Annotated in this window: 20 protein-coding genes; 7 read left to right on the plus strand and 13 right to left on the minus strand. The window is 67.9% G+C overall.

Annotation, left to right across the window (positions count from 1 at the left end):
- Positions 1–5: 5 nt before the first annotated feature.
- Together OHB00_RS06365 and OHB00_RS06370 are read left to right on the plus strand one after the other, a co-directional pair.
- Positions 6–395 (plus strand): rhodanese-like domain-containing protein, encoded by a 390-nt coding sequence (locus OHB00_RS06365; protein WP_406432113.1) that lies wholly within the window; start codon positions 6–8, stop codon positions 393–395.
- On the plus strand, positions 392–1138 hold the full coding sequence (locus tag OHB00_RS06370; RefSeq protein ID WP_406432115.1) for a sulfite exporter TauE/SafE family protein: 747 nt from the start codon (positions 392–394) through the stop codon (positions 1136–1138). The genes OHB00_RS06365 and OHB00_RS06370 overlap by 4 nt, the downstream gene beginning before the upstream one ends.
- 256 nt (positions 1139–1394) lie before the next feature.
- On the opposite strand, the gene car is transcribed toward OHB00_RS06370, so the two are convergent.
- Positions 1395–4895, minus strand: coding sequence for a carboxylic acid reductase (gene car / locus OHB00_RS06375; RefSeq protein ID WP_406432117.1), 3501 nt, complete (start codon positions 4893–4895; stop codon positions 1395–1397).
- A 652-nt stretch (positions 4896–5547) separates the two neighbouring features.
- Here car and OHB00_RS06380 point away from each other — a divergent pair.
- Complete coding sequence (locus OHB00_RS06380; protein ID WP_406432119.1) at positions 5548–6183, plus strand: TetR/AcrR family transcriptional regulator; 636 nt, start codon at positions 5548–5550, stop codon at positions 6181–6183.
- Positions 6184–6442: 259 nt separating this feature from the next.
- On the plus strand, positions 6443–6700 hold the full coding sequence (locus tag OHB00_RS06385) for a hypothetical protein (protein WP_406445630.1): 258 nt from the start codon (positions 6443–6445) through the stop codon (positions 6698–6700).
- Between the two features lie 38 nt (positions 6701–6738).
- Here OHB00_RS06385 and OHB00_RS06390 read toward each other — a convergent pair whose 3' ends face one another.
- Together OHB00_RS06390 and OHB00_RS06395 are read right to left on the minus strand one after the other, a co-directional pair.
- Complete coding sequence (locus OHB00_RS06390; RefSeq protein ID WP_406432121.1) at positions 6739–6996, minus strand: hypothetical protein; 258 nt, start codon at positions 6994–6996, stop codon at positions 6739–6741.
- 467 nt (positions 6997–7463) lie between these two features.
- A complete protein-coding gene (locus OHB00_RS06395) occupies positions 7464–8489 on the minus strand; it encodes an AraC family transcriptional regulator (RefSeq protein ID WP_406432123.1) in 1026 nt (341 codons plus the stop codon).
- A 123-nt stretch (positions 8490–8612) separates the two neighbouring features.
- Between OHB00_RS06395 and OHB00_RS06400 the strand changes: the two genes are divergently transcribed.
- Positions 8613–9608: a helix-turn-helix domain-containing protein gene (locus tag OHB00_RS06400; protein ID WP_406432125.1), complete on the plus strand. Its 996-nt coding sequence runs from the start codon at positions 8613–8615 to the stop codon at positions 9606–9608.
- A 231-nt stretch (positions 9609–9839) separates the two neighbouring features.
- Complete coding sequence (locus tag OHB00_RS06405; RefSeq protein ID WP_406432127.1) at positions 9840–10691, plus strand: enoyl-CoA hydratase/isomerase family protein; 852 nt, start codon at positions 9840–9842, stop codon at positions 10689–10691.
- Between the two features lie 14 nt (positions 10692–10705).
- Here the strand turns inward: OHB00_RS06405 and OHB00_RS06410 are convergent, their stop codons facing one another.
- From OHB00_RS06410 to OHB00_RS06455, 10 genes are all read right to left on the minus strand, one after another.
- The gene (locus OHB00_RS06410) at positions 10706–10912 is read right to left on the minus strand and encodes a hypothetical protein (RefSeq protein ID WP_406432129.1); all 207 of its coding nucleotides are present in this window, start codon (positions 10910–10912) and stop codon (positions 10706–10708) included.
- The gene (locus OHB00_RS06415) at positions 10909–11040 is read right to left on the minus strand and encodes a hypothetical protein (RefSeq protein ID WP_406432131.1); all 132 of its coding nucleotides are present in this window, start codon (positions 11038–11040) and stop codon (positions 10909–10911) included. The genes OHB00_RS06410 and OHB00_RS06415 overlap by 4 nt, the downstream gene beginning before the upstream one ends.
- A 487-nt stretch (positions 11041–11527) precedes the next feature.
- Positions 11528–12295 (minus strand): alpha/beta fold hydrolase, encoded by a 768-nt coding sequence (locus OHB00_RS06420; protein ID WP_406432133.1) that lies wholly within the window; start codon positions 12293–12295, stop codon positions 11528–11530.
- Between the two features lie 2 nt (positions 12296–12297).
- Positions 12298–13251 (minus strand): dihydrodipicolinate synthase family protein, encoded by a 954-nt coding sequence (locus tag OHB00_RS06425; protein WP_406432135.1) that lies wholly within the window; start codon positions 13249–13251, stop codon positions 12298–12300.
- Positions 13248–15161 carry a flavin-containing monooxygenase gene (locus tag OHB00_RS06430; protein WP_406432137.1) on the minus strand — a complete coding sequence of 638 codons (1914 nt, stop codon included), beginning with the start codon at positions 15159–15161 and terminating at the stop codon, positions 13248–13250. Before OHB00_RS06430 ends, OHB00_RS06425 begins: the two co-directional genes overlap by 4 nt.
- 73 nt (positions 15162–15234) lie before the next feature.
- Positions 15235–16059 (minus strand): acyl-CoA thioesterase, encoded by an 825-nt coding sequence (locus OHB00_RS06435; protein WP_406432139.1) that lies wholly within the window; start codon positions 16057–16059, stop codon positions 15235–15237.
- Positions 16060–16064: 5 nt separating this feature from the next.
- Positions 16065–16850 (minus strand): crotonase/enoyl-CoA hydratase family protein, encoded by a 786-nt coding sequence (locus tag OHB00_RS06440; RefSeq protein WP_406432141.1) that lies wholly within the window; start codon positions 16848–16850, stop codon positions 16065–16067.
- A complete protein-coding gene (locus OHB00_RS06445) occupies positions 16847–18655 on the minus strand; it encodes an AMP-dependent synthetase/ligase (protein ID WP_406432143.1) in 1809 nt (602 codons plus the stop codon). The genes OHB00_RS06440 and OHB00_RS06445 overlap by 4 nt, the downstream gene beginning before the upstream one ends.
- Before the next feature lie 19 nt (positions 18656–18674).
- Positions 18675–19469, minus strand: coding sequence for an enoyl-CoA hydratase/isomerase family protein (locus tag OHB00_RS06450; RefSeq protein ID WP_406432145.1), 795 nt, complete (start codon positions 19467–19469; stop codon positions 18675–18677).
- A gap of 39 nt (positions 19470–19508) precedes the next feature.
- Complete coding sequence (locus OHB00_RS06455; protein WP_406432147.1) at positions 19509–20342, minus strand: alpha/beta fold hydrolase; 834 nt, start codon at positions 20340–20342, stop codon at positions 19509–19511.
- 204 nt (positions 20343–20546) lie between these two features.
- Here OHB00_RS06455 and OHB00_RS06460 point away from each other — a divergent pair, with 204 nt between their 5' ends.
- On the plus strand, positions 20547–21452 hold the full coding sequence (locus OHB00_RS06460; RefSeq protein ID WP_406432149.1) for an alpha/beta hydrolase: 906 nt from the start codon (positions 20547–20549) through the stop codon (positions 21450–21452).
- The last annotated feature ends 73 nt before the right edge of the window (positions 21453–21525 follow it).

A 21525-nucleotide genomic window follows, 5' to 3' on the forward strand; every position in this document is an offset into this window, starting at 1 on the left:
CCCCCATGAAGACATCCCGTTCCGGCCCCGGCCGGGTCACCGTGGATGAAGCGGCCGAACGCACCGGGTTCGGCCGCGAGGACAAGGCGGCCGGCCACGTCGAGGCGTCCCTCGTCCTGGACGTCCGCGAGCCCGGCGAATGGCAGGCCGGCCATGTGCCCGGGGCCGTACACATTCCCCTCGCCGAGCTCTCCGAAGGCATACCGCTGCCGACCAGGGCCCAGGAGCGGCCGCTGATCGTCATCTGCCGCTCGGGCAACCGATCCCGACGCGCCGCCGAACTCCTGACCGCGCGCGGCGCCAAAGCCGTGGACGTGATCGGCGGGATGCTGGAGTGGGCAGAGGCCGGGCTGCCCGTGGTGGACTCACAAGGCCTGCGCGGCACAGTCGCGTGAGCACCCTGATCCTCGCCCTCGCAGCCGGCGCGGTGATCGGGTTGTCTCTCGGCGCGCTCGGCGGCGGTGGCAGTGTGCTGGCCGTACCCGCCCTGATCTACCTGCTCGGCCTCACCCCCGTGGCGGCCACCACCGCCGGACTGCTGATCGTGGCCCTCACCTCCGCGACCGCTCTGAGCTCGCACGCTAGTGACGGACATGTCCGCTGGGGCACGGGACTGCTCTTCGCCGCGGCCGGCATCGGCCCGGCGATGCTGGGCTCCGCGCTCGCCGTGCACCTCCCCGAAAGGGCTCTGCAGGCGGCCTTCGCGATGACCGCGGCCGTAGCGGCGATACGCATGCTGAGACCCGAAGGAGAGGGCGACGCCACCGGGAAGACCCGGCCCGGCCACGTGGCGGCGGCCGGCGCGGGACTCGGCACGGTGACCGGAGTCCTCGGCGTCGGCGGCGGCTTCCTCGCCGTACCGGCTCTCGTAGGAGTACTGGGACTTCAGATGCGCGAGGCGGTTGGCACCAGCCTGCTGGTCATCACCGTCAACTCGCTCGCGGCGCTCGGAATGCGCGGTGGCACGGTGGGCCGACTCGACTGGGCGGTCATCGCGCCCTTCGCCGGCGCCGCGGTCCTGGGAGCGTGGGACGGCAGGCGCCTGGCGTCGAAAGCGAAGGGGACGAGCCTGCAACATGTCTTCGCCCTGGCACTGCTGGCGGTGGCCGCCGTCATGCTCATCGACGCCGTGGTCTGACGCGCACCAGGAAGCTGTCCGAGGGGCAGCGCGCTGTCAACGTCTCCCATCCATGCCAGGGTCCGTGCCGTCGGCGAGCAGGCAGACCACCCTGAACCTCAGGCTGAGATTGGAAAGGCTCAGGGTATGACGGTTCGGTACATGCAGAGCGATGGGTCGAACGTTCGCGATCGTCGCCGGTAGCTGCTGCCGGGGATGTTACGGCCCCCGGCGGGTGCGTCCCGGCGGCGACGCGGTGTCGGACACGGCCGAGGGTTCAGACGAGGCCGAGCTCGCGCAGGTCGTTCGCGTACTTGGTGATGAGGTCGGCGGACAGGTGCGGGATGGCCCCGTCCTCGCCGATGCCCGTCTCGCGGACGGCGTCGGTGAAGTGGTCGGCAGGGACGGCCGAGCCGGGTGTCGGTTCGCCCGGCTTCGCGAAGGCGTGCAGCAGCGGTAGCAGGGAGTGCCTGCGTCGCTGTTCCGGCAGCGTCCGCAGGGCGGTTTCGAACCGGGTGAACCACTCGTCGTAGTCCGCGACGCGCCGGATCGTGTGGCCGTCCTCCATCAGCCAGTCGACGAAGGTGTCCAGTGAGATCCCGTCAGCGTGGGGGTTGACGACGTTGTACGTGCGGTGGGCGTCCGTGTTGCGTGCGCCGAGGGCGTCGACGGCCTGCGCGACGAAGTCGACGGGCAGCCCGTCGTAGTGCGCCCGCCGTCGGCCGCCCCGGTCGTCGGTGCGGTAGAAGGACTCCGGGGCGATGCCGGTGGCCAGGATGCTGAAGAGCAGGCGGGTGAACATGTCGGGCACGTTCAGCTGACCCGTGTGGCGGGTGTGGGCGAGGATCATGTCCGAGCGGAACACCGTCACCGGCAGGCCATAGGCGTCATGGGCCTCACGCAGCAGGACCTCGCCCGCCCACTTGCTGGTCGAGTAGCCGGTGGCGTAGCCGTCGCCGAGCGTGCGCGCGGGGCTCAGTGCGCGGATGTCTGTGATCTCGTCGAACCGCGCCAAGTCGGACCCGGCGGCCACGCCGACGGTGGACAGGTAGGCGAGCGGCTTCATCCTCCCGGTGAGGGCGAGGCGGATCAGCTCGGCGGTGCCGAGGACGTTGGGGCCGAACAGCTGGTCGTACGGCAGGACATGGTTGACCAGGGCCGCGGGGTGCAGGATGAGGTCGACGTCCTCGGCCAGCCGCCTCCAGGTGGCCGGATCCAGGCCGAGCCGTTCCTCGCCGATGTCCCCGGCGAGCACCTCAAGATGAGTCGCCGCCAGTTCGCGGTAGCGGCTCAGCAGGCCCGTGTCGCCGCTGGTGAAGGCGGCCTCCAGGCGGCGCCCGGCGTCCTCGATGTCACGGCCCCGTAGGACGCAGACCAGCCTGCCCCCGGTGCCGGCCAGCCGTTCCAGCCAGTCCAGGCACATGAACCGCCCCAGATAGCCGTTGGCCCCGGTCAGCAGCACGGTACGCGGGGCCACCTGTCCCGTCGGACGCCGCAGCCAATCAGCCCTTTCCAGCGTCCCGGCGTCGATGAACCGCTCCAGCGTGAGGTCGGCGGCACGTGCCTCGGTGCTGTCGGCACCGTGGACCGAGGCGAAGGTCGGCCGCCGTGCCCCCGAGGCTCGCTCGGCCTCGATGTGGTCCGCGACGGCCCTCAGGTCGTTGCCCGGGCTGAGCAGCAGCCCGACCGGCACCTCCACCTCGAAGACGTCCCGCAGCAGCCGGGAGAAGGACAGCGCCGACAACGAGTCGATCCCAAGGTCCGTGAAGCGCGCGTTCTCGTTCAGTTCCGCTTCCGAGCAGCCCAGCAGCGCGACGAGCCCGCGGCGGACGGCCTCGAACACCGGCTGGCCGGGGCCCGCCTCGCGCAGCGAGCGCAGCATGTCCTCGCGGCCGCTCGCCAGCTCCTCATAGAGGTCTTCGAGACGGTCCCCGTAGCGCTCCTTGAGCTGCGGACGCAGATTCTTGCGGATGTCCGACAGCAGGCCGTTCTCCGCGGTGAACGGTTCGAGCTCGACCAGGAAGTCACGGGGGATCTCGTACGGTTCCAGGCCGGCCTGGCGGGCGACGTGCTGGAGCGACTCGTTCAGCGACCGTTTCAGCTCGTCGTGGTTCGCGGACCGGGCGAGGGCCTCCTCGGTGGGAACGACCACGGCCAGCAGGTAGGCGCGCTCGCTGTTGCCGTAGACGTAGATCTGCCGTACCAGCGGGCCGGTGACGAAGACGCTCTCCAGACGGGAGACCGCGACGAACTCGCCCTGGGACAGCTTCAGTACGTTGTTGCGGCGATCGAGGTAGACGATCTGGTCAGGGCCGGTCTCCATCATGACGTCGCCCGTCCGGTAGAAGCCGTCCGCGTCGAACACCTCGGCCGTCGTCTCGGGCCGCATGTAGTACCCGGGCGTCACGGACTCCGTCTTGATCAGCAGTTCGCCCCGGGGGTACGGGGAGTCCGTGGTGAAGTATCCGAGTTCCGGCACGTCGACTAGCTTGTAGTCGATCACGGGAGGCCGCTGCACGCGTGAGTCGAACACCACGACACCACTCTCGGTGGACCCGTAGCCGTCGTGCAGGGGCAGCTCCAGACACGACTCCACGAATCGCTTCAGTTCCCGGGAGACGGGCGCGCTGGCGCTCACGAGAGTGCGCACTCGGCCGCCGACGAATCGCTCCCGCAGGTCCGCCTTCACTGCGGCGTCGAGAGCTTCGCGGTCGGTGAACTCCGCGGTGCGGCGCACCAGTTCGCTCTGGTACTCCTGTTGCAGCATGTCGCAGATCCTCGGCACCAGCAGAAGCTCGGTCGGCCGGACGAGTGCCATGTCGTCGAACAGGCTGGACATGTCGCTTCGGGCAGTGAAGTACGAGATGCCGCCCCGGCCGAGCGTGGAGTACAGATTCACCCGGCCGACCACATGGTTCATCGGCATGTAGTTGATGCCGACGGAGGGAACGTCGGCAGGCGTCGGCATCAGGCCCGCCCAGAGTCTACGGAGCATCGTTTCGGTGTAGATGGCGCCCTTCGGCGTGCCTGTGCTGCCGGAGGTGTAGAGCAGGAGCCGCATCGGGTCGTCGTCCCTATCCGGCTGGAAGAGCGGCACCGTCGGCAGGCTGCGGCCACGGCCGGTCACCGCGGCGAGGGAGTCGACGGCGGTGAGGCCCGCCTCGGCCAGTCGCCGCTGCGCCGCCTCGAACCTCTCCCGCTCCTCGTCGACCTCCGGGTGGTGGTCGAACACCACGAGCCGAGGTTTCGAGGCGCTGGAAAGAACCATCTCCACCGCGGTGTCCAGGACTTCTATGCTGGCTGCCAGGACGCGCGGCCCGGTCTCCGCAACGATCGGCTCCAGCCGGGCGAGGGGTGCGTTCGCCGGCAGCGGCACAGCCACCGCGCCTAGCCGCAGGCATGCCATGTCCAGCGTCGCGTAGTCGACGCTCGTGAAGCCGCAGACCGCGACGAAGTCCCCCGGGCGGACCGGATGCCGGGCGTCCTGGCGCCACTCGGCCGCGACCGCGCCGGCCCGTTCCCACAGTTCGGCATAGGTGATCTCCGTGAACCGCGGCAGCAGTCGCAGGGATGCCCGGCCGGTCACCGGGTCGGTCACCGTTTCGTGGGCCCTCTCACCGAGGGCCGGCCGTTCGGAGTACCCCTCCATGATCAGGGCCACGGCTCGCGCCAGACCCTCCGTGCAGTCGCGGGTGGCCGCGGTGACCGACTCCAGCGGGAGCCTGTCGTGCAGCTGCTTGTCGTTCGCGATCGAACCGACCTCGGGTGCCGAAGACACCGGTTCTCACCGACTTTCCGTCAGGGGGTGGGGGTGGGGAGTTGGGCAGGTGTGCGGCGCTGGACTGCATCCCGGGTGCCGGAAGGACTCTTGCCGGGCCGCGCTGCCTCGCGGGTGCGGCGCATCGGAGTGCGCGGCATATGTGCGCGCAGGGAATGTCTCGCGTCAGGGGGTGGCAGCACGCCCTTGCCTCGGTGCCGGTGCGAGGGCCAGGACCTCCGGCGACAAGGGCTGCACGGGTGCGGAGGCGCACCGGACCCGGGAGCGAACGGCAGCAGACCCGCCGGCGCGGACAGGGGGTGTCGACGGATGTCACGGCCCGCGCGACGGTGGGCGGTGGGGTGGGGGGGTCCCCTTGTGCCGCCTCGCCGGCCGGCGGGCGTCCCGCTCTATGGGCGGATGAACACCTGCCTGCGGCGCGCAGGTCTCTCGGAGTGCTCGCCGGAGGCCGCACCTGGGATCATGCAGGAAGGCTCCTGCTGTCGCACCGGGCGGACCGGGTCGGCGCCAGACGCAGCGGGGTGCTCAACGATTGTGCCTGTGGGGGGAGGTGGCACCATTTCTCCTTGGCTCGGATCTCCGTGCACACAGCAACAATCTTAGTATCGTTACGTGACTGTCAAGTAAAGTAATGACAGGGAGAGCGCAGAATATGGCCGAAAAGGACAAGAAGGAAGCCTCGGGGGGCAAGGGCCCCGGCAGACCGCGCGACCCGTCCGTTGAGAAGGCGATCCTGCGAGCGACCGTCGAGCGGTTCATTGCGGACGGTTATGCTCGCATGACGATCGGTGACATCGCTGCCGACGCGGGTGTCACCAGGCCCACCGTCTACCGGCGTTGGGCGAACAAGCACGATCTCATCGTGGACGCTCTGGACTTCAACTTCCAGGAGGAGCGCGAGCGCGACCCGATCGGCCCGTTGGAGGACCTTCTGCCCGCCGACGCACTGGGGAGGGCCCTGCGGTACGCGGTTCCGTACGCTCCCCCGGGCCGCGGGATGACGGTGATCGGGCATGTTCTGACCGAGACCGAGCACAATGCCGGTCTCCTGGAGCTGGTACGGCGCCACGCGATCGGCCCCCGTATGCAGCCCCTGATCGACACCTTGCGGCGGCTGCGCGAGGAGGGTGCCCTGCGCCCGGACATGGATGTGCTCGTCGTCGCGGACATGATGACCGGCAGCATTTACTCGTCCTACCTCCGCACCGGCGACCGGGACCCAGGCCTCGCGGACCGGGTCGTCGCGGCCCTGTGGCCCGTTCTCGCCGACACGACCGCCAGCCGGTAAGAAACCAACCGGGGGCCGGTGCCGGACCAGCCGGGCGCATGGAGAGTCCGGCGGCATCGTGGTCTGGTCGGCCGGAGTCCGTGCTCACCAGCCTCCGCTGCACCACTCGGCAGGACGCCGTAGTTCTCGAACGTCCCCGCCGTGGTGGTACAGCTGTCCCGTCCGGCCTCGGGTAGCGGCCCAGGGTCCGAGGCCCGGCTCGATCTCACTCGCGCCGGCAATGGAGAAGCGGAACCGGCTGCTGCCGGCACGGATGACGATGTACTTCGTGCTGGCGATGTGTCTGTTTTCGGGCCAGGCGCATGAGGAGGTCACACGGCTGCTGGTGGAGGGGTTGGCGTGGTCGCGCGGGTGGCGAGGTCATGGGAGGTGCCCGCCACCGCGGCGATCTCCCGGGCGCGTGCCCGGCACGGCGCCTTCGAAGGCCAGGCCAGTGGTCGCGCCCGCGGCGCCGAGGAGCTCCCACCCGCTGCACGGCGCTCGTGACAGTCTCCCCCTACACCGTGATCAGCGGTGACTTCCGCAGTTGGGTGGTGGCTCATGATGCGAATTCCTCTACTGCGGCGGGCGGTTCGACTGGTGCTGCCACCTAACTTCGACGAAGTACGAGGCGCCGGGATACTCCCACCCGCCGGTGCCTTCGCCGATGCCTTCCACGATGACGTCGTCGATGAAGTGGTCCTCGAACTCGTCGTCGGTGAGCTCGCCGGCCAGCCAGAGCTCCTCGATCTCGCCCCAGTGGCCCCGGCTGCCGTCGATACGCAAGGGCGCGGCAGCCCGGGTTCCGCGTTCTCGTTCGTCGTCGCCGGTCATGACGATGCCGCTGATCTCGTACTCGCCGCGTTGCTGCGGTCAGGGATTGGGGCGGCGGGGACGACCGTACGTTCGTGCATACGGCGCGCAAGGTCGCCGTGGTTGCGGCTGACGTTGCACTCGACATCGGACAGCCAGTTGACGAGGGCCTTGATCGTCACGTGCCTGCTGCCCACGGTGGATCGCGGTGAGCCGGCTGAGCTGACCTATCAGTCCTTGTATACGACAGCAGCCGGTGACAGGGGTGGGAGCGCAGGAGGTCGTCGAGGGCGGCGCCCAGGACCTGCCGGCGCTGTGCCATCAGGTGTCCGGAAGGCGGCCGCGTCGAGATTGGACAGCACGAGGGGCCTGCTGCCTGACGACCCGGCCGCCGCCCAAACCTGCCCGACCTGGTGGCATGCGCCCTGTCTGACGAGAGCTACTCGGTCGACACCGCGTCTGACTGACGTGCCGCCGACCGCCATGACCTACGGCGGGTCGCTCGCCGCCCTGCGCAGCCGGGAGGGCGACGTACCGAACCACCGCCGCACGGCACGCGTCAGGCTCGATTGCTCCCGCAGGCCGACCTGGACGGCGATCTGGGAGAACGACAGGTGCGTGGTCGTGATCAACTTGCGGACCTGATCCCGTCGCACCAGGTCGACCAGGTCCTTGAAGCCGACTCCCTCCGCGGCCAACGATCGCTGGAGGGTTCGTGGGTGCAGGTTCAAGATCCGCGCGACCTTGGCCAGGTCCGGTCGATCCGGTCCCTGCTGGCCCGCGAGAATCGCCGTGACGAGGTCGGCGACCGGGACCTCGCCATGACCGAAATGCGACTCGAGGTAGTCGACCGCGATGTCACGCAGGAGTTCGTTGCCTCCGCTGACCCGCACGTTCAGGAGATGTCGGGGCAACCGCAGGCAAGCCAGAGCGCTGTCGAAGGCGACCTCTGCGCCGAAGTGCGCCCGGTAGACCGCCTCCGGGGCCAGGGGCGGATGGGGGAGCTGCACTGAACGGAGTCCATAGAATCCCCCGCCGTTCACGAGGGTCACGACCCGATGGACCATGCCGAGCCCGTAGTCGACCGACTGAGGCGAGGCAGTGCCCGTTGTGCTGGCGTAGCGAATGGCGAGCACATCCGGGTTGCCCAGCGGATCGGGAATGACTTCCTGCGACAACCCTGGGCTGAACACGTACAGGAACCGGCTCGTGCACTCCAGGGCGTCGCCCACCGTGCACGAGTTCTCCAGCGCGATCGCGAGCGGCCCGAGAATCTGCAGGTCCTGCTGTGCGGCCATCCGCAACCCCAAGTCAGGAACCTCGAACCGCCGGGCGGCCTCCTCGAGAAGGCGCTCCATCTGCCGCAGGCTGACGAAGGCGTCGGACTGCGCTGTCAGCTCTTCGTCGAACCCGTACGCCGCGAGGAACTCGTCCCCGTGGCCCCCGAGACGAGTGATCAGGGCGGGCAGGCCCAGGAGGATCGATGCCCGAATCGGCACATCGCTGTGACGCAAAGCCAAATCCTTGTCGTGTAAAGGCAAGTCACGGACGTCACATCGAAGCAAACTACAAGACATCTACGAAGTCGAGGCCTCGTGCGCCAAGGCCGTCTCGACCGCCAGAGATGGAGTGAGACCGTGACACTCGTCCAAACGACTTCCGAGCCCGTCCCCGATGTCTCTCTCGAGGAGCGCGACTTCCGTTGGCGGACAGCCGTTCAACACCGCTTGGGTGACATGCACATCCGACGAACCCACCGTGTCCCGGGCCACGGCACCCTCCAGACGCGCGACATCGGCGATCTCCTCATCACAGATTGGGGATGCCCCGATCTGGAAGGCGTGCGCGAGAGCAGCATGGCTGCGAGGGAAGCAGAGTCTCTCCTGCTGATCATGGTGACCAAAGGCCGGCAGATCCTCCAGACATCCGACGAAACGGTGGTGCTTCGTCCTGGTGCTCTCCTACTCATGAGCTCGCGGACGACCGGCAGGATCGTCATCCCCGACAAGCTGGCGAAGCGTACGGTGCGCGTGCCACTGACGGCGCTCGCTCCCTACGACACGGGGCGGGGCGTACCGGGCGTGCTGTGCCTCGAAACGGCTGAGAATCCCCTTGCGCGGCTCACACAGGAATTTCTCACAGCCGTCGACATGCAGTTGGAGCTTATGTCCCCTGTCGACGTCGAAGGCGCCCGCAACGCCCTTCTCATGCTCATCGTCGGGATGTTGCGCTCCGCCCATGCCCCGGACCTCAGTGAGACGGGCTTCCTTCCGTTCCTGCGGCAACAGCTCGAGAGCTGGATCGCCGAACATCTCACAGCGGGCGCGATCCGGGTGGCTGATCTCGCCGCTGCCCACAACGTCGCGCCTCGCACGGTGCACCGTGCGTTCGCCACCACCGGCGACACCATGGGAGCCGTGGTGCGAGCTCACCGCCTCGCCGCGGCGCGGAACGATCTTGTCCACTCATCCGCCTCGATCGCGGCGATCGCACACCGTTGGGGATTCTGCGACGCGAGCCATCTCAGCCGGGAGTTTCGTCGCGAGTTCTCGATGTCCCCCGGCGACTACCGGGCAGCTCACGGCCTCACCGGTGGCACTCGCGTATCACCGCCGGGCGCAGCCTTTCTATGAGGCGACGGCCTCGCCGCGTTGCGGACGGTGGCGGTCACTGGAGCGGTTCCGCCGTCCGAGGCCTACGACTGGTTGTACGACGTGCTCGACCCCGATGTTTTCGTGAACTCCCAGAGGGGGCACCGACATCTGCTCCCACCCCGTGCCGGGCAACCCCTGGCTTCCCGTCCATCGCGACGACGATGGCCAGAGATCTTCGCAAGCGCCGGGGAGCTTGTCGTTCGCTCGCCCATGCCCGTCGCGTTCTGGAACGACGAAGCGTCCATCAAGCCCGAGGAGAAGACCGTGACCCACGTGATCCATGACCGCGTCGCCTACCAGCTCGTCGACCACGTCGCGCGGATCGAGCTCGCTCACAGCGGAGGGCACAACAGCCTGGACAGGCCGATGGGCGAAGCCCTGCGCATCGCGGCCGGACGTGCCGCCGACGACGCGCACCGCGGTGATGCCCGGGTCGTGGTCGTGTGCGCCCAGGGCCGGGTATTCAGCGTCGGTGGCGACCTGAGCGACTTCGCCGGAGCCGATGACCGTGGCGCGCAGATCAAGGCGACCGCCGACGAACTGCATGCCGCCCTCGCCATGATCCGCAGGCTGAGGGTCCCGGTCGTCTCCGTGATCAACGGGACCGCGGCGGGAGGTGGGCTCGGCTTCGCGCTGATCGGCGACATAGTCATCGCGGCCAACGAGGCGAAGCTGGTGATGGCCTACACCGCGTCCGGCCTGACCCCGGACTGTGGCGTGACCTGGTTGGTCGCCGCACGGGTGTCATGGCCGCGGGCGATGGACCTCGCGCTCAGCAACCGGGTCGTGACGGGGGCCGAGGCGGCCGAGTGGGGCCTGGTGAGCCGCGCTGTCCCTGCAGCTGAGCTCGATGCGGCGGTTGAGGCGGTCGTCTCCACTCTCCGCGTCGGGCCGACCGGCGCGCTGGCCGACACCAAGAGGCTCATGGCCGAGTCGACGGGCAGGGGTTTCGTCGATCAGCTGGACCTGGAAGCCGCAACGATCAGTCGGGCGATCGTCTCGCCGGACGGCATCGAGGGTGTCGACGCCTTCCTCGCCAAGCGCAGGCCGGTCTTCGGCTGATCCCGTGCCGTCGCTCACACAGGCTCGAGCCGGGCGACCTTCACGCCGCCGGAAACTACACCGGCGGCGCTCGCTCCGGCCTCGGTGCTGATGCCTTTGCGCCTGGCCGCTGACTCGACGACGTCGGTGAGGATCTCGCGGAAGTCGGCGGGGATGGATCCCGTCGTCTGATCGAGGGCTCGCTTCAGGTCTTCGTCGAGGGATGTGGACCGACAGCTCACCAGGTCGGTAACGCTGGTGGCGGCGGTGAGTACGTTCTACGGGCGTACGTCGTCTCCTCGGCGACGTGGGCATCGACGCCGGCGACCACGGCCAGTGTCAGCGGGACCGGCACCGCGCTGACGGTCATGACGCGTCACCTCGTCATGCCAGGGACTCCCATGGGGACGCGAGCCATCGGTCGCCGTGCTGCCGCAGGTCAACCCGAACGCGTTAGCTGCGGTTCGGCATCGGGGACCTGCTTGTTCTGGACGGTGTCGGCGGAAATTCGGCCGGTCTGCTCCTGCGGCTCGAGCGGAAGTCGGCGGTCGCGTCGTCGAGTAGCTTCTGCTGGCCCTTGCGGGAGGTCGTCCCGCTCGGGTCGACCAGGCCCGCGACCTCAGCCGTCGCTGCCGCAGTGGCGTCGTTTGTGGCTGCCTGATCGCCCACGCCGCCACACTCTCAAAGATCGCAACACCGTGGAACGCGCCATCAACATGTTCAAGCGGTGAGGGACCCGGCCCCCCGTTACGACAACACCCCCGAGGGCGGTGAAGCCGGACCGCACTTACGGTGCACTCACCTGGATCCGCAGCCTCCCAGTCACACCGTGATCCCGACCCGCAACAGGCCCTGGGCTAGTGGTGGGCTTCGACATGTCGTTGAACGAACTCGGTGAAGAGCTCCGGCCGCTCCACGCTGCACAGGTGTGCGGAGCCAGGCAATGAACCAAGCTTGGCGCCGGGGATGGCGGCCGCGAGTTCGGCGCAGCCCGATGGAGGGGTGGCCACGTCGTCTTCCCCCGACAGGACGAGTGTCGGCACGGAGATCGACCGGGCGATCGCGTGACCATCGAAGCCGGCCAGAGCGAGGCATGCATCCGCGTAGGCGCGCGGCGCCATGTGCCGAAGGTGGTCCATCTTGGCGTCGACGATGTCCGGGTGCTCATCCCGGAACCGCTCGGTGAACCAGCGAGGCGCGGACGCGTCGGCGATCCAGGCAGTCCCTTCACGGAGCACCCGCTCGGAGCGCTCGATGAGAGCGGCCCTGGTCAGGATCGTCAGGCCGGTGGAGGCCAGCACCAGCGAGCTGACTCTGTCCGGGTAGCGGGCGCCGAGGCTCTGTCCGATGGCACCGCCGATGGACAGTCCGCAGAACGCGAAGCGGTCGACGCCCAGGTCGTCGGCGATCGAGACCACGTCATCGGCGAAGTCGTCGATCGTCGGTATCCGCGAGGTCAGCGGCGAGGCTCCGTGGCCCCGGAGGTCGAAGGTCACCACGTTCCAGGCACTAGGAAGGAGCAGCACCTGCTCGCGCCACATCTCACGGTCGGTGCCGAGGGAGGCTGCGAGGATGAGTGTCGGTGCTCCCCCAGGGTTGGATGCCGCGTACTTTACGTGGATCATGTTCACCTCATGAATGTGTGGGTGATTGCACGCAGTTGTGCCATGGCGTGCTCGTCGTCCCGGATGGATGTGGTCGGAAAACGGGGAAAGCCGGCGTCGATCCCGGCGGCGAACATCAGGGCCTTGATCTGGGCGTGCCAGGGCTGTCCGGGGCCAAGAACCTTCAGTACGGCTCTTTTGAACCGGGTGAGGTCCTCGGAGATCTGGCGGGCTTCGTCGACCTCACCACGCCAGACCATCTCGAACGCGTCCGCGAGACGTCTCCCCAAGGGCATTGCGCTCCCGATCTGCCCACGCCCGCACTGTTCGCCGGCGAACACGGGGAGAGCCGTCGGGTCGAGAACGTCGGAGAAGATCGCGTGGTCGTGACCGAGAAGGCGCAAGGTCGTGGTCCGCCGTTCCGGCGATGGGGTGTTGTCCTTGACCCCGACGACTCCGTCGATCGTGAGGAGGCGGGCGAGCAGCTCAGGCGGAAGATCGGTTCCCACCACTGCGGGGACGTTGTAGACGAGCAGGGGCAGCGGAATCTGTCGTGCCATCGTCGCGTAGAAATCGAAGATCTCGTCGTGGGTGAGCCATCTGGCAGGGGGGATCGTGAGGAGTGCCCCGTCGGCGCCGACCTCGGCTGCATGCCGGCCCAGGACCAGACTGTGCTCGGGTCGCATGCTGCCGATCCCGACGAGCAGGTGTGTACCGGAGGCCACGGTCTCCCGTGCGATCTCGAGCACGCGCTGGCGCTCGTCCACCGACTGCGCCACCCATTCTCCGGTGGTTCCGTTGACCACCACACCGTGCGCGCGCTCGCCGACGAACCATTCCAGCACGTCCCGCAGCCGTCGCGGATCCAGCGCGCCGTCGCGCTCGAAGGGCGTCGGGGCAGCCGCGAAATAGCCGCGCCAGCCGCGATGGTGATTCAGCACGTGCTCACGCCCCGACGACTTCGGGTCCGGGCTCACGCCGGCACCTCTTCGCTCGCGGCGTGGGAGACGATCATCTCGTCCTCGTCCATCGTCCGGGTGATCTCGTAGTAGGTGAGCAGAGGGTAGGGCCACACCACGGTGTTGGTGCCGCTCGCGTTGCGATACCAGCTCGCCTCGGGCACGGCTGCCCAAGCCATGCCGCGGTTGCCCTGCTCGACCCATTGCACGTAGGCGTGGTAGGCCTCTTGCGTCGGTTCGACGGCCGCCGCGCCGGTCGTCAGCAGGTGGCGCAGGCATTCGGAGACGTAGTGGATTCCGCACTCGGCCATGAACGTCTGACTACCGATGGCGACCAGTCCGGTGTTCGGGCCCGCGAGGCAGAACAGGTTGGGAAATCCCGGGACGGTGACCCCCTTGTGGGCCCGGGACTCCTCACCCCAGAAGTCGCTGAGCCTCAGTCCGCCGCGACCCCGTATGTCGATGGTCCCCAGGTAGTTCGTACCGTGGAATCCGGTGGCGAATATCGTCAGATCGGCCGGGTACTGGTCTCCTGCGGTGGTCCGGATCCCGTGCTCGTCGAACGAGTCGATCTCGTCAGTCACCAGCGCGGTGTGAGGCTGCTGGAGCGTTTTGGCCCACACCCCGTTGTCCCGCAGCATTCTCTTGACGCCCACGGGGTAGCGCGGGATGACCGCATCGAGCAGCTGTTCGTGCCCGACGTACTGGCCTCGGATGTTCTCGACGAGAGCATCGCGGAAACGCTGGTTCGGCTCCGAGACCGACTCCGGGGACGCCCACTGGGGATCGGCTCTGGTCAGCGCGTACTTGCCGATCGTGGAGTGCCAGAACTCCCACAGCCGGAGCCACCGGTGATAGGAGGGGATGTTCTCCATCAGCCATTGCCGTTCCTGCCCCACCTCTGCCTGGTAGAGCGGCGCGGGAAGCATCCAGGGGGCGCTGCGCTGGAAGATGGTGAGCGAGGCGACCTCGTCCGCGATGGCGGGCGCGATCTGATAGGCGCTCGCGCCGGTCCCGATGACATTGACCCGCTTTCCCCGGTACTCGACGCCGGGGTGCCAGTCGGCGGAGTGGACGCTCTCACCGCGATACTGCTCCAGGCCCTTGAAGGTCGGGATCTTGGCTTGGTTGAGGAACCCGACCGCACTGATCAGCGCGTGCACCCGAACCGTGGATCGTTGGCCGGACAGCAGATCGTGCACGTCCAGTACCCACCTGGCGTCCCGCTCGTCCCAGGTCGCTCGGACGACTCGTGAGTTGAACCGCACGCTGTCCAGCAGTTGTTCGTGCTCGGCGAACTCCAGGAAGTAGTCCTCGAGCGTCTCCCTCACCGCGAAGTGGTGCCGCCAGTCGCTCTTCTGGAAGAACGAGTAACTGTAGGCGAGGGTGCTGGTGTCCAAGCGGCACCCCGGGTAGGCGTTCCACCTCCAGGTGCCGCCGACCTTGTCGGCGGACTCGAACATCACGAAGTCGATTCCCGAGCGCCGCAGGGACCTCGCCATCGCGAGCCCTGCCTGGCCGGCTCCCACCACCCCCACGACGAAGTCGCGATCGGAGGCGACCTCAGCCTTCGCCCACACGTGCTCGTCGGCATGGCCCAGTTCGTGCCGCATGAGCTCGGCGTGGGCGTTGTCGCCATGGGTGAGGAAGTCGACGATGTCCTCCACGGAAAGGTCGTCCTTGGTTGCCGCATCGTCGGCGGCGAGGTGTCGCTTCAGCGCACGTGCGACGCGTTCGAAAGCCTCACGGGCGACGTCCGGAGGCAGACCGCCGGCCTCCGGGACCACGATCATCTCCGGGTCCAGCGTGGGCCGGAACCGCTCGGCGAGCAGGGCACGGTCACCTGTCAGCTCGGCGACCGCGCACAGGAGAGGGATCAACTCCCCCGCCCTCACCACCTCGTCGACGTCCATTGCGTTGTTCGTCATGCCGCTCTCGCATTCACTTTTCGTTGTGCGTACTCAGGGCCTTCTCCACTACAGGCCGCCTTGACTGCGTGGGTCATGCGCGTCGGGGAGAGGGCCGCGCAGCCACGGCGAGGCGGAGCTGCTGAGCCGACGCGAGGTGAGTGCCTTCGAGATCCCATGCGTCGATCGACTCCGTCACCCATCCCCCTGCTTCGGCGCGAACGGTCCGGGACCGGACAAGCACCCAGGGCGAGGTGGGGACATGCGCGGTGAGGTGAGCGGAGAACTCGATCGTGGGCACCGGTCGGGGCTGTCTCAGGACCGCCGTGTACGAAGGCGGGAGGGCATCGAGGAGGAAGACCACCGCGCTCGGGTCGACCGGTACGTCGTGTCCCCGCACCCGCATCCACGCGGTCATCGTGGGGTTCTCGGCACCGGAGTACGGCCGGATCGAACCGACCGGCCGCACATCGACCTGGCTCAGCACCGGCACCTGGTGCGTCAGCCCCTCCAGCGAGGCGAGCGCATGCGGCCCCGGCGTGTCCGGCGCGTCGGGGGCGTACGTCGGCACGGTGCCCTCTTGGTCGACGCCGAGGATGGCGGTGGCGGTCAGGCACATCCCGGCAGAGTCCGAGCCGGTGGCTTGGACGGCGCTCGCGTTCCGGCCGGATCTGATCACTCGCGTGTCGATGGCGAACGTCTCGCGAACCGGTTGATGGAACTGCCCCGTGATCGAGCGGAGGGAATGACCCCGAAGACTTCGCCGCACCGACGAGGCGACAAGGCCCAGCGCCAGACCACCGTGAAGTCCTCCGAACCCCCAGGCGGACGGCGGGACCTCGGCGACGGCGGGCGGATCGGAGAAGAGCATCGAGACCAGTCCGCAGGCGTCTCGTGGTCCCGCATCTCTTGTCGACATGGTGTTCAGCGCCCGACGAAGACAGGAGGCCCGCCGGGCTCCCTGAACGAATCGATGCCGGCCTTGCCGTCCTCAGAGCTGAAGGTCTCCCGGGCCAGCCGAGCCATCTCCAGCTCGGCGGCTGCCTCGCCGTCCCGTAGTGCCCGACGGCCGTTGTCGAGCACGGCCCTGATCACCAGCGGGGCTTGGCGAGCTATCTTGTCCGCGAGTTGCATGGCGCGGGTAAGGTGGTCGCCGTCATCCACGACCTCCTGGACCACGCCGATGCGGTAGGCCTCCTGCGCGTCGTACTCCTCACACGTCAGAAGCCAGCGCATGGCGTTCCCCCAGCCGGCCCTCTGGGGAAGCCGAACCGTGCCTCCTCCGAACGGGAAGAGCCCGAGTTGCGGCTCGAGTGTGGCGAAGGCGGATGAGGCGGTGCAGATCGCGATGTCCGCCGCCAGCACCAGTTCGACCCCCAGAGTCAGGCACTTCCCGTGCACGGCCGCGATCAGGGGCTTGGACAGTCGTCGGCCCTCGACCTGCCACGGATGGATGCCGCCGGGTGCGACCAGCGAGTTGCCGCGTGACACATCGGGCGCGACCTCTCGCAAGTCCATCCCCGCAGTGAAGTGCCGACCGATTCCGTGGAGCACACCCACGCGCACGGAGTCGTCCGTATCGAAATCCGCATAGGCGCTGGAAAGCTCCCTGAACACCTGACGGTTGAAGGCATTGGCCTTCTCGGGGCGGTTGATGCCGATGAGCATCACCTCGCCGCGTCGCTCCAGCTTGATGTATTCGTAGCTCATCGTGCTGTGTCCTTCGACTCTGCGTAGAGGCCGTCGATGATGGCGGAGTAGCGCCCGATGATGGCCCGCCGTCGCAGCTTGGAGGTGGGCGTGAGGTCTCCGGAGTCGACCGACCATTGATCGGGCACGAGTCGGAACCTCTTGATCTGCTCGGGTCGGGACAGACGTTCGTTGGCCTGATCCACAACGCGCTGGGCTTCTTGCAGCACGAGCGGATGAGAGAGGAGGTCCGGGACCGCGTCCTCGATACCGCGTTCCCGGGCGAATGAGATCAGGTCCGGCTCTTTGACCGTCATCAACCCCGTGATGTAAGGCCTTCCGTCACCGATCGCGACTGCCTGGTTGATGAACCCGCGGCCGGCGATCTTCTCCTCGATCGCCGTGGGCGAGATGTTCTTCCCGGAGCCGTTGACGATGAGCTCCTTCTTACGGTCCGTCACGTACAGGCGACCGGCCTCGTCGAGGTGACCCACATCGCCGGTCGCGAGCCAGTCGCCCACCATCAGCCCCGACTTCTCCGGATCCATGTTGCGGTAGCCGGGAGTGACACCGGGGCCTCGCACGAGGATCTCGCCGTCGTCTGCGATGGCGATCTCGCACCCGGGCACCGCGAAGCCCGCACTTCCTCTGCGAGCACCGCCGATGCGCTCCCACACGGCGACCCCGGTCGTCTCCGAGAGGCCGTAGGCCTGGGTGAGGTCGACGCCGATCGAGCGCCAGAAGTCGCGAAGGTCCTGGGGCAGAGCAGCGGCACCGCTGTTGGGGTTGACGGTCCATTCAAGACCGAGTTCGCGACGAAGGTCGTACAGAATGCCCTCGCGGGCCTTGAGGGCGCGGACGCGGTCCACAGATCCGAGAGAGCCGTCCTGGGACCGCGCCCAGGCCCTTACGAGTACGTCGCGGTCGGTCGCGACTTCGGCGCTACGGCTGGCGTACGGCTCTGTCGACAGGATCGTTTCCGCGGCGTCGCGCAGCTTCTCCCAGACCCTCGGCACGCCCATGAAGTAGCTCGGGCGTTGGATCTTCAAGTAGGTGAGCAGCTGGCCCTGGTCAGGGCAGAGCAGGACGTTGCCACCGGTGCGCAGCGGGAAGTAGAGACTCCAGAGTCGCTCGGCGATGTGAGCGAGGGGGAGGTAGGAGATCACCCGGTATCCGCCGATGAAGAACCCCATCCGGTCGAAGGCCTCCATTTCGAACAGGAGGTTGGCGTGGGTCAGTGTCACCCCCTTCGGCGTGCCGGTGGTGCCTGACGTGTAGACGTAGGTCGCCGTGTTGTCGCCGGAATCCGTGAGACGGCGGCTGAGCTCCGCCCTGTTCGCCTCCAGGGACGCCGCCCCGTCCGCGAGGACCTCGGCCCATGAGACGTACGGTGCACCTGCACCTGCCCCCTCACCTGTCTGCTGCACACAGACCAGATGAGCGTTCGAGCCGTCCGGCAGTACGCGCCGGAGCCGGTCGGCGGTGGTCTCGTCGGTGGTGATCACAACGGCCGGCTTGGCGTCCGCCAGGATGTACGCCAGCTGTTCGTCGACCAAGGTCGGATAGAGGCTCACCGTGGCTCCTCCGCAGAGGACTGCGGCGAGGTCCGCCACGTAGTGCTCGACGATGTTGGGTGCCAGGATCGCGACCGTCTCGCCGCATCGCACTCCCATCTCCAGCAACCGGGAGGCCACTGCCCACACCTGGTGGCGGTACTGCCCCCAAGTGAGGTTGCGCAGGCTGTCGCCCTCCAGCCAGGACAGCGCGGGGTGGTCGGGCGTTCGCGCCGCCTGTCCCTCCAGGAGGTGAACGACGTGGGTCGGCACCGTGTTCTCCACGACCCGCCTACTCGCCACGGAAGGCCACCGGTGCGGGATTCGCCATGAACTCCCGCGAGCCCATGGTCGTGATCGTGTCGACGGCTGCCTGCATGTCGGCGGTTTCGAGGAGAGCCGGACCGAGTTGCAGGAGCAGCTCGTCGGCCTCACGCACGCCCTGCGCCCTCGCGGTGCGGAGGACCTTTTTGGTGACCCGGTGTGCCGCCGTCGGCCCACTGGCCAGGGAAGTGGCGAGCGACCTGGCCTTCGCCTCGAAGTTGTCGGCATCGACGACTCGCGAGACGATCCCCCACGACTCGAAGGCGTCGGCGGAGTACAGCAACCCCGAGTAGGTGATCTCCAGGGCACGCGCGGTGCCGCACCTCTCGGCCAGCCGCTGGGTGCCCCCCAGGAAGGTCACTCCGCCGATCCTCGCCTCAACCTGGCCGAGCAAGGTCCTCTTCTGCGCCACGATCAGGTCGCAGGCCAGAGCCAGTTCGAGCCCGCCCCCGAGGCACATCCCCTGCACCGCCGCGACGGTCGGCACGTCCAGGCCCTCGATGGCGTGCACCACGCTGATGAAGTCCGTGAACATGGCCCGCGCCTCGGCCTCGCTCATCCCTTTGAAGTCGGACGCCTCGGCTCCCGCCAGGAAGATCGGTCCGTCGGCGCGCAGGAGGAGGCCGCGGCACCCATCGGCTTGCGCCTTGTCCACTCCTGCGCCGAGGTGAGCCATCAGGTCGCGGCCGAGGACCGGCGGACCTTCGTGAGCCAGGCTCAGAACGGCCAGGCCGTCCACGAGTTGATAAGTGACACTAGACATGCGTGCGAGGTCCCTTTCAGGTGATGGGCGCCGAGCGGGTCAGCGGTTGGCGATGTGGTCGAAGAAGTCGCGCAGCAGGCCCGCGGTCTCTACCGGATGCGAGATGTTCGGAGAGTGGCCGGCCTCAAGATGCTCGACCCGTACGTCTTTGAGGCGCTTGGAGAGCTTGTTCTCCCACCCCTTCTCGAGCATCCGGTCGAGGGTGCCGGCCACCAGGAGAGTCGGGACCACACTGCGCGACAGCGCGGCCGGGAAGTCCCAGGGGCGCGCCTTCTCGGGCTGGGCCGGGCTGCGCAGCGTGGGCGCCATCATGGACTCCCACTGGCCGGGACGCAGGCTGCTCTCCAAACGGGCCTCGGCGTGGTCCGCGTCGTCAGCACCCGGAGGCAGGATCCAACCGTCGATCCGCCGAGCATCCTCGATGCTCGGCACGTACTCGGCCATGTCCTTCAACGCGTCGGGCGTTCGGAAAGGGCCACCCGTCCCCGAGATGCTGGTGGCCGACCTCATGCGCCAGGCGGTGTCCTCTCGGATCGAGAGTCGCAGCACCATGCCACCGCCGAACGAGTTGCCGACGAAGTGCGCGTTCCGCAGGTCGAGGGCATCCAGGAACGCATCGAGATGACGCAGGCGCGGCTCGTACGGGTTCTCCCCGAAGAAGACCGCCTTGTCGGTGCCCCCGAAGCCCAGCATCTCGGGCAGCACCAGGTGGTAGTCGGCCTCCAGGTGTGCGACCAGGCGTCCGAACGTGTTCGGTGCGTCTCCACCGAAGCTGCCCTCGTGCACCAGGACCACCGTCGGCCCCGACGGATCCCCGCCTTCGAAGTAGCGGGTCCGCACCGGTCCCAGCTTGACGTGATGCTCGCGCAACATGGTGAGACGCCCTTCCGTCGAGTCCTCCGCCTGATGTGGTTCAGGACGGGGCCATCATCACCACCGAAAACGGCTCAACGGATGGCCTCGGGACCGGCCCGGCACGTGGATACCTCTGCCGGGCGCGATCGTTCTACGGCCGGCATGCCGCCCGGCCTCAGCGTGGACTTACATCCCAACCCGTAACGAAAGGCGTTCACGACCATGACTCGCGAAGACATCGAGTTCCCCGGTGAAAATGGCGTCACCCTCCGGGGTTGGTTCTACCCGGCTCAGAACGCCGAGCATCCGGCTCCGGCGATCGTCGTCACACACGGCCTGACCGGCGTGAAGGAGATGTACCTCGACGACTACGCGGCGTACTTCGCGGACGCCGGTCTCAACGTAGTGGTCTACGACCACCAGAACTTCGGCGACAGCGACGGCATGCCCCGCCTGGAGGGCGACCCGGTGCTGCAGTACCGCGACATCCGCAACGCCATCACCTATGCGATCACTCGTCCGGAGGTCGACGCCTCGAAGATCGGGCTGTGGGGCACCAGCTTCTCGGGCGGCCACGTACTGGTGGTGGCGGCCCTCGACCGCCGGGTGAAGGCAGTCGTCTCCCAGGTACCTGGCGTCTCGGGTTCCGGCATGCTGAATCGCACCGTGCGGCCCGACTTCATCCCGCACGTCCTGGGCATGATGGACGGCGACCGTATGCACCGGTTCGCAGGCGGCGAGCCGAACATGCTTCCAGTGGTCACACCCGACCCGACCGCCCAGGCGGTCATGGCCTCGAGCGACGCCTACGAGTGGTTCACCAAGACCGCGGCAGATCGCGCGCCCAACTGGAAGAACGAGATGACCGCACGCAGCCTCGAGCTGGTCACGGAGTACGAGCCGGTGAGCTACATCAGCCGCATAGCGCCAACTCCCCTGCTCATGGTCGTCGCTGCCGACGATGTCGTAGCTCCGGTCCAGCTGGCTCTGGACGCCTACGCGGAAGCCCGTGAGCCGAAGGAGATCCGAGTGATCTCCGGAGGGCATTTCGACGCCTACACCGGGCCGGGCTTCGACGAGTGTGCCGCGGCGGCGCGGAAACACTTCCTCAAGCACCTGGGTGCTTGACCCGCACCGCGGAGCGGCATCGCCGATGGCGACGGCAGCCTGGTTGTGCGGGTCGTCGTCACGGCGGACCGAT

This window comes from Streptomyces sp. NBC_00631 (genome assembly GCF_045206895.1).
In the GTDB taxonomy this organism is placed as follows: Bacteria; Actinomycetota; Actinomycetes; order Streptomycetales; family Streptomycetaceae; genus Streptomyces.

What these genes read in the sequence shown, in the direction of transcription:
- OHB00_RS06365 (WP_406432113.1), top strand. Translation starts at nt 6, where the DNA reads ATGAAGACATCCCGTTCCGGCCCCGGCCGGGTCACCGTGGATGAAGCG.
- OHB00_RS06380 (WP_406432119.1), top strand. Translation starts at nt 5,548, where the DNA reads ATGGCCGAAAAGGACAAGAAGGAAGCCTCGGGGGGCAAGGGCCCCGGC.
- OHB00_RS06385 (WP_406445630.1), top strand. Translation starts at nt 6,443, where the DNA reads ATGTACTTCGTGCTGGCGATGTGTCTGTTTTCGGGCCAGGCGCATGAG.
- OHB00_RS06390 (WP_406432121.1), bottom strand. Translation starts at nt 6,996, where the DNA reads ATGACCGGCGACGACGAACGAGAACGCGGAACCCGGGCTGCCGCGCCC.
- OHB00_RS06405 (WP_406432127.1), top strand. Translation starts at nt 9,840, where the DNA reads ATGCCCGTCGCGTTCTGGAACGACGAAGCGTCCATCAAGCCCGAGGAG.
- OHB00_RS06415 (WP_406432131.1), bottom strand. Translation starts at nt 11,040, where the DNA reads ATGACCGTCAGCGCGGTGCCGGTCCCGCTGACACTGGCCGTGGTCGCC.
- OHB00_RS06420 (WP_406432133.1), bottom strand. Translation starts at nt 12,295, where the DNA reads ATGATCCACGTAAAGTACGCGGCATCCAACCCTGGGGGAGCACCGACA.
- OHB00_RS06430 (WP_406432137.1), bottom strand. Translation starts at nt 15,161, where the DNA reads ATGACGAACAACGCAATGGACGTCGACGAGGTGGTGAGGGCGGGGGAG.
- OHB00_RS06435 (WP_406432139.1), bottom strand. Translation starts at nt 16,059, where the DNA reads ATGTCGACAAGAGATGCGGGACCACGAGACGCCTGCGGACTGGTCTCG.
- OHB00_RS06440 (WP_406432141.1), bottom strand. Translation starts at nt 16,850, where the DNA reads ATGAGCTACGAATACATCAAGCTGGAGCGACGCGGCGAGGTGATGCTC.
- OHB00_RS06450 (WP_406432145.1), bottom strand. Translation starts at nt 19,469, where the DNA reads ATGTCTAGTGTCACTTATCAACTCGTGGACGGCCTGGCCGTTCTGAGC.
- OHB00_RS06455 (WP_406432147.1), bottom strand. Translation starts at nt 20,342, where the DNA reads ATGTTGCGCGAGCATCACGTCAAGCTGGGACCGGTGCGGACCCGCTAC.
- OHB00_RS06460 (WP_406432149.1), top strand. Translation starts at nt 20,547, where the DNA reads ATGACTCGCGAAGACATCGAGTTCCCCGGTGAAAATGGCGTCACCCTC.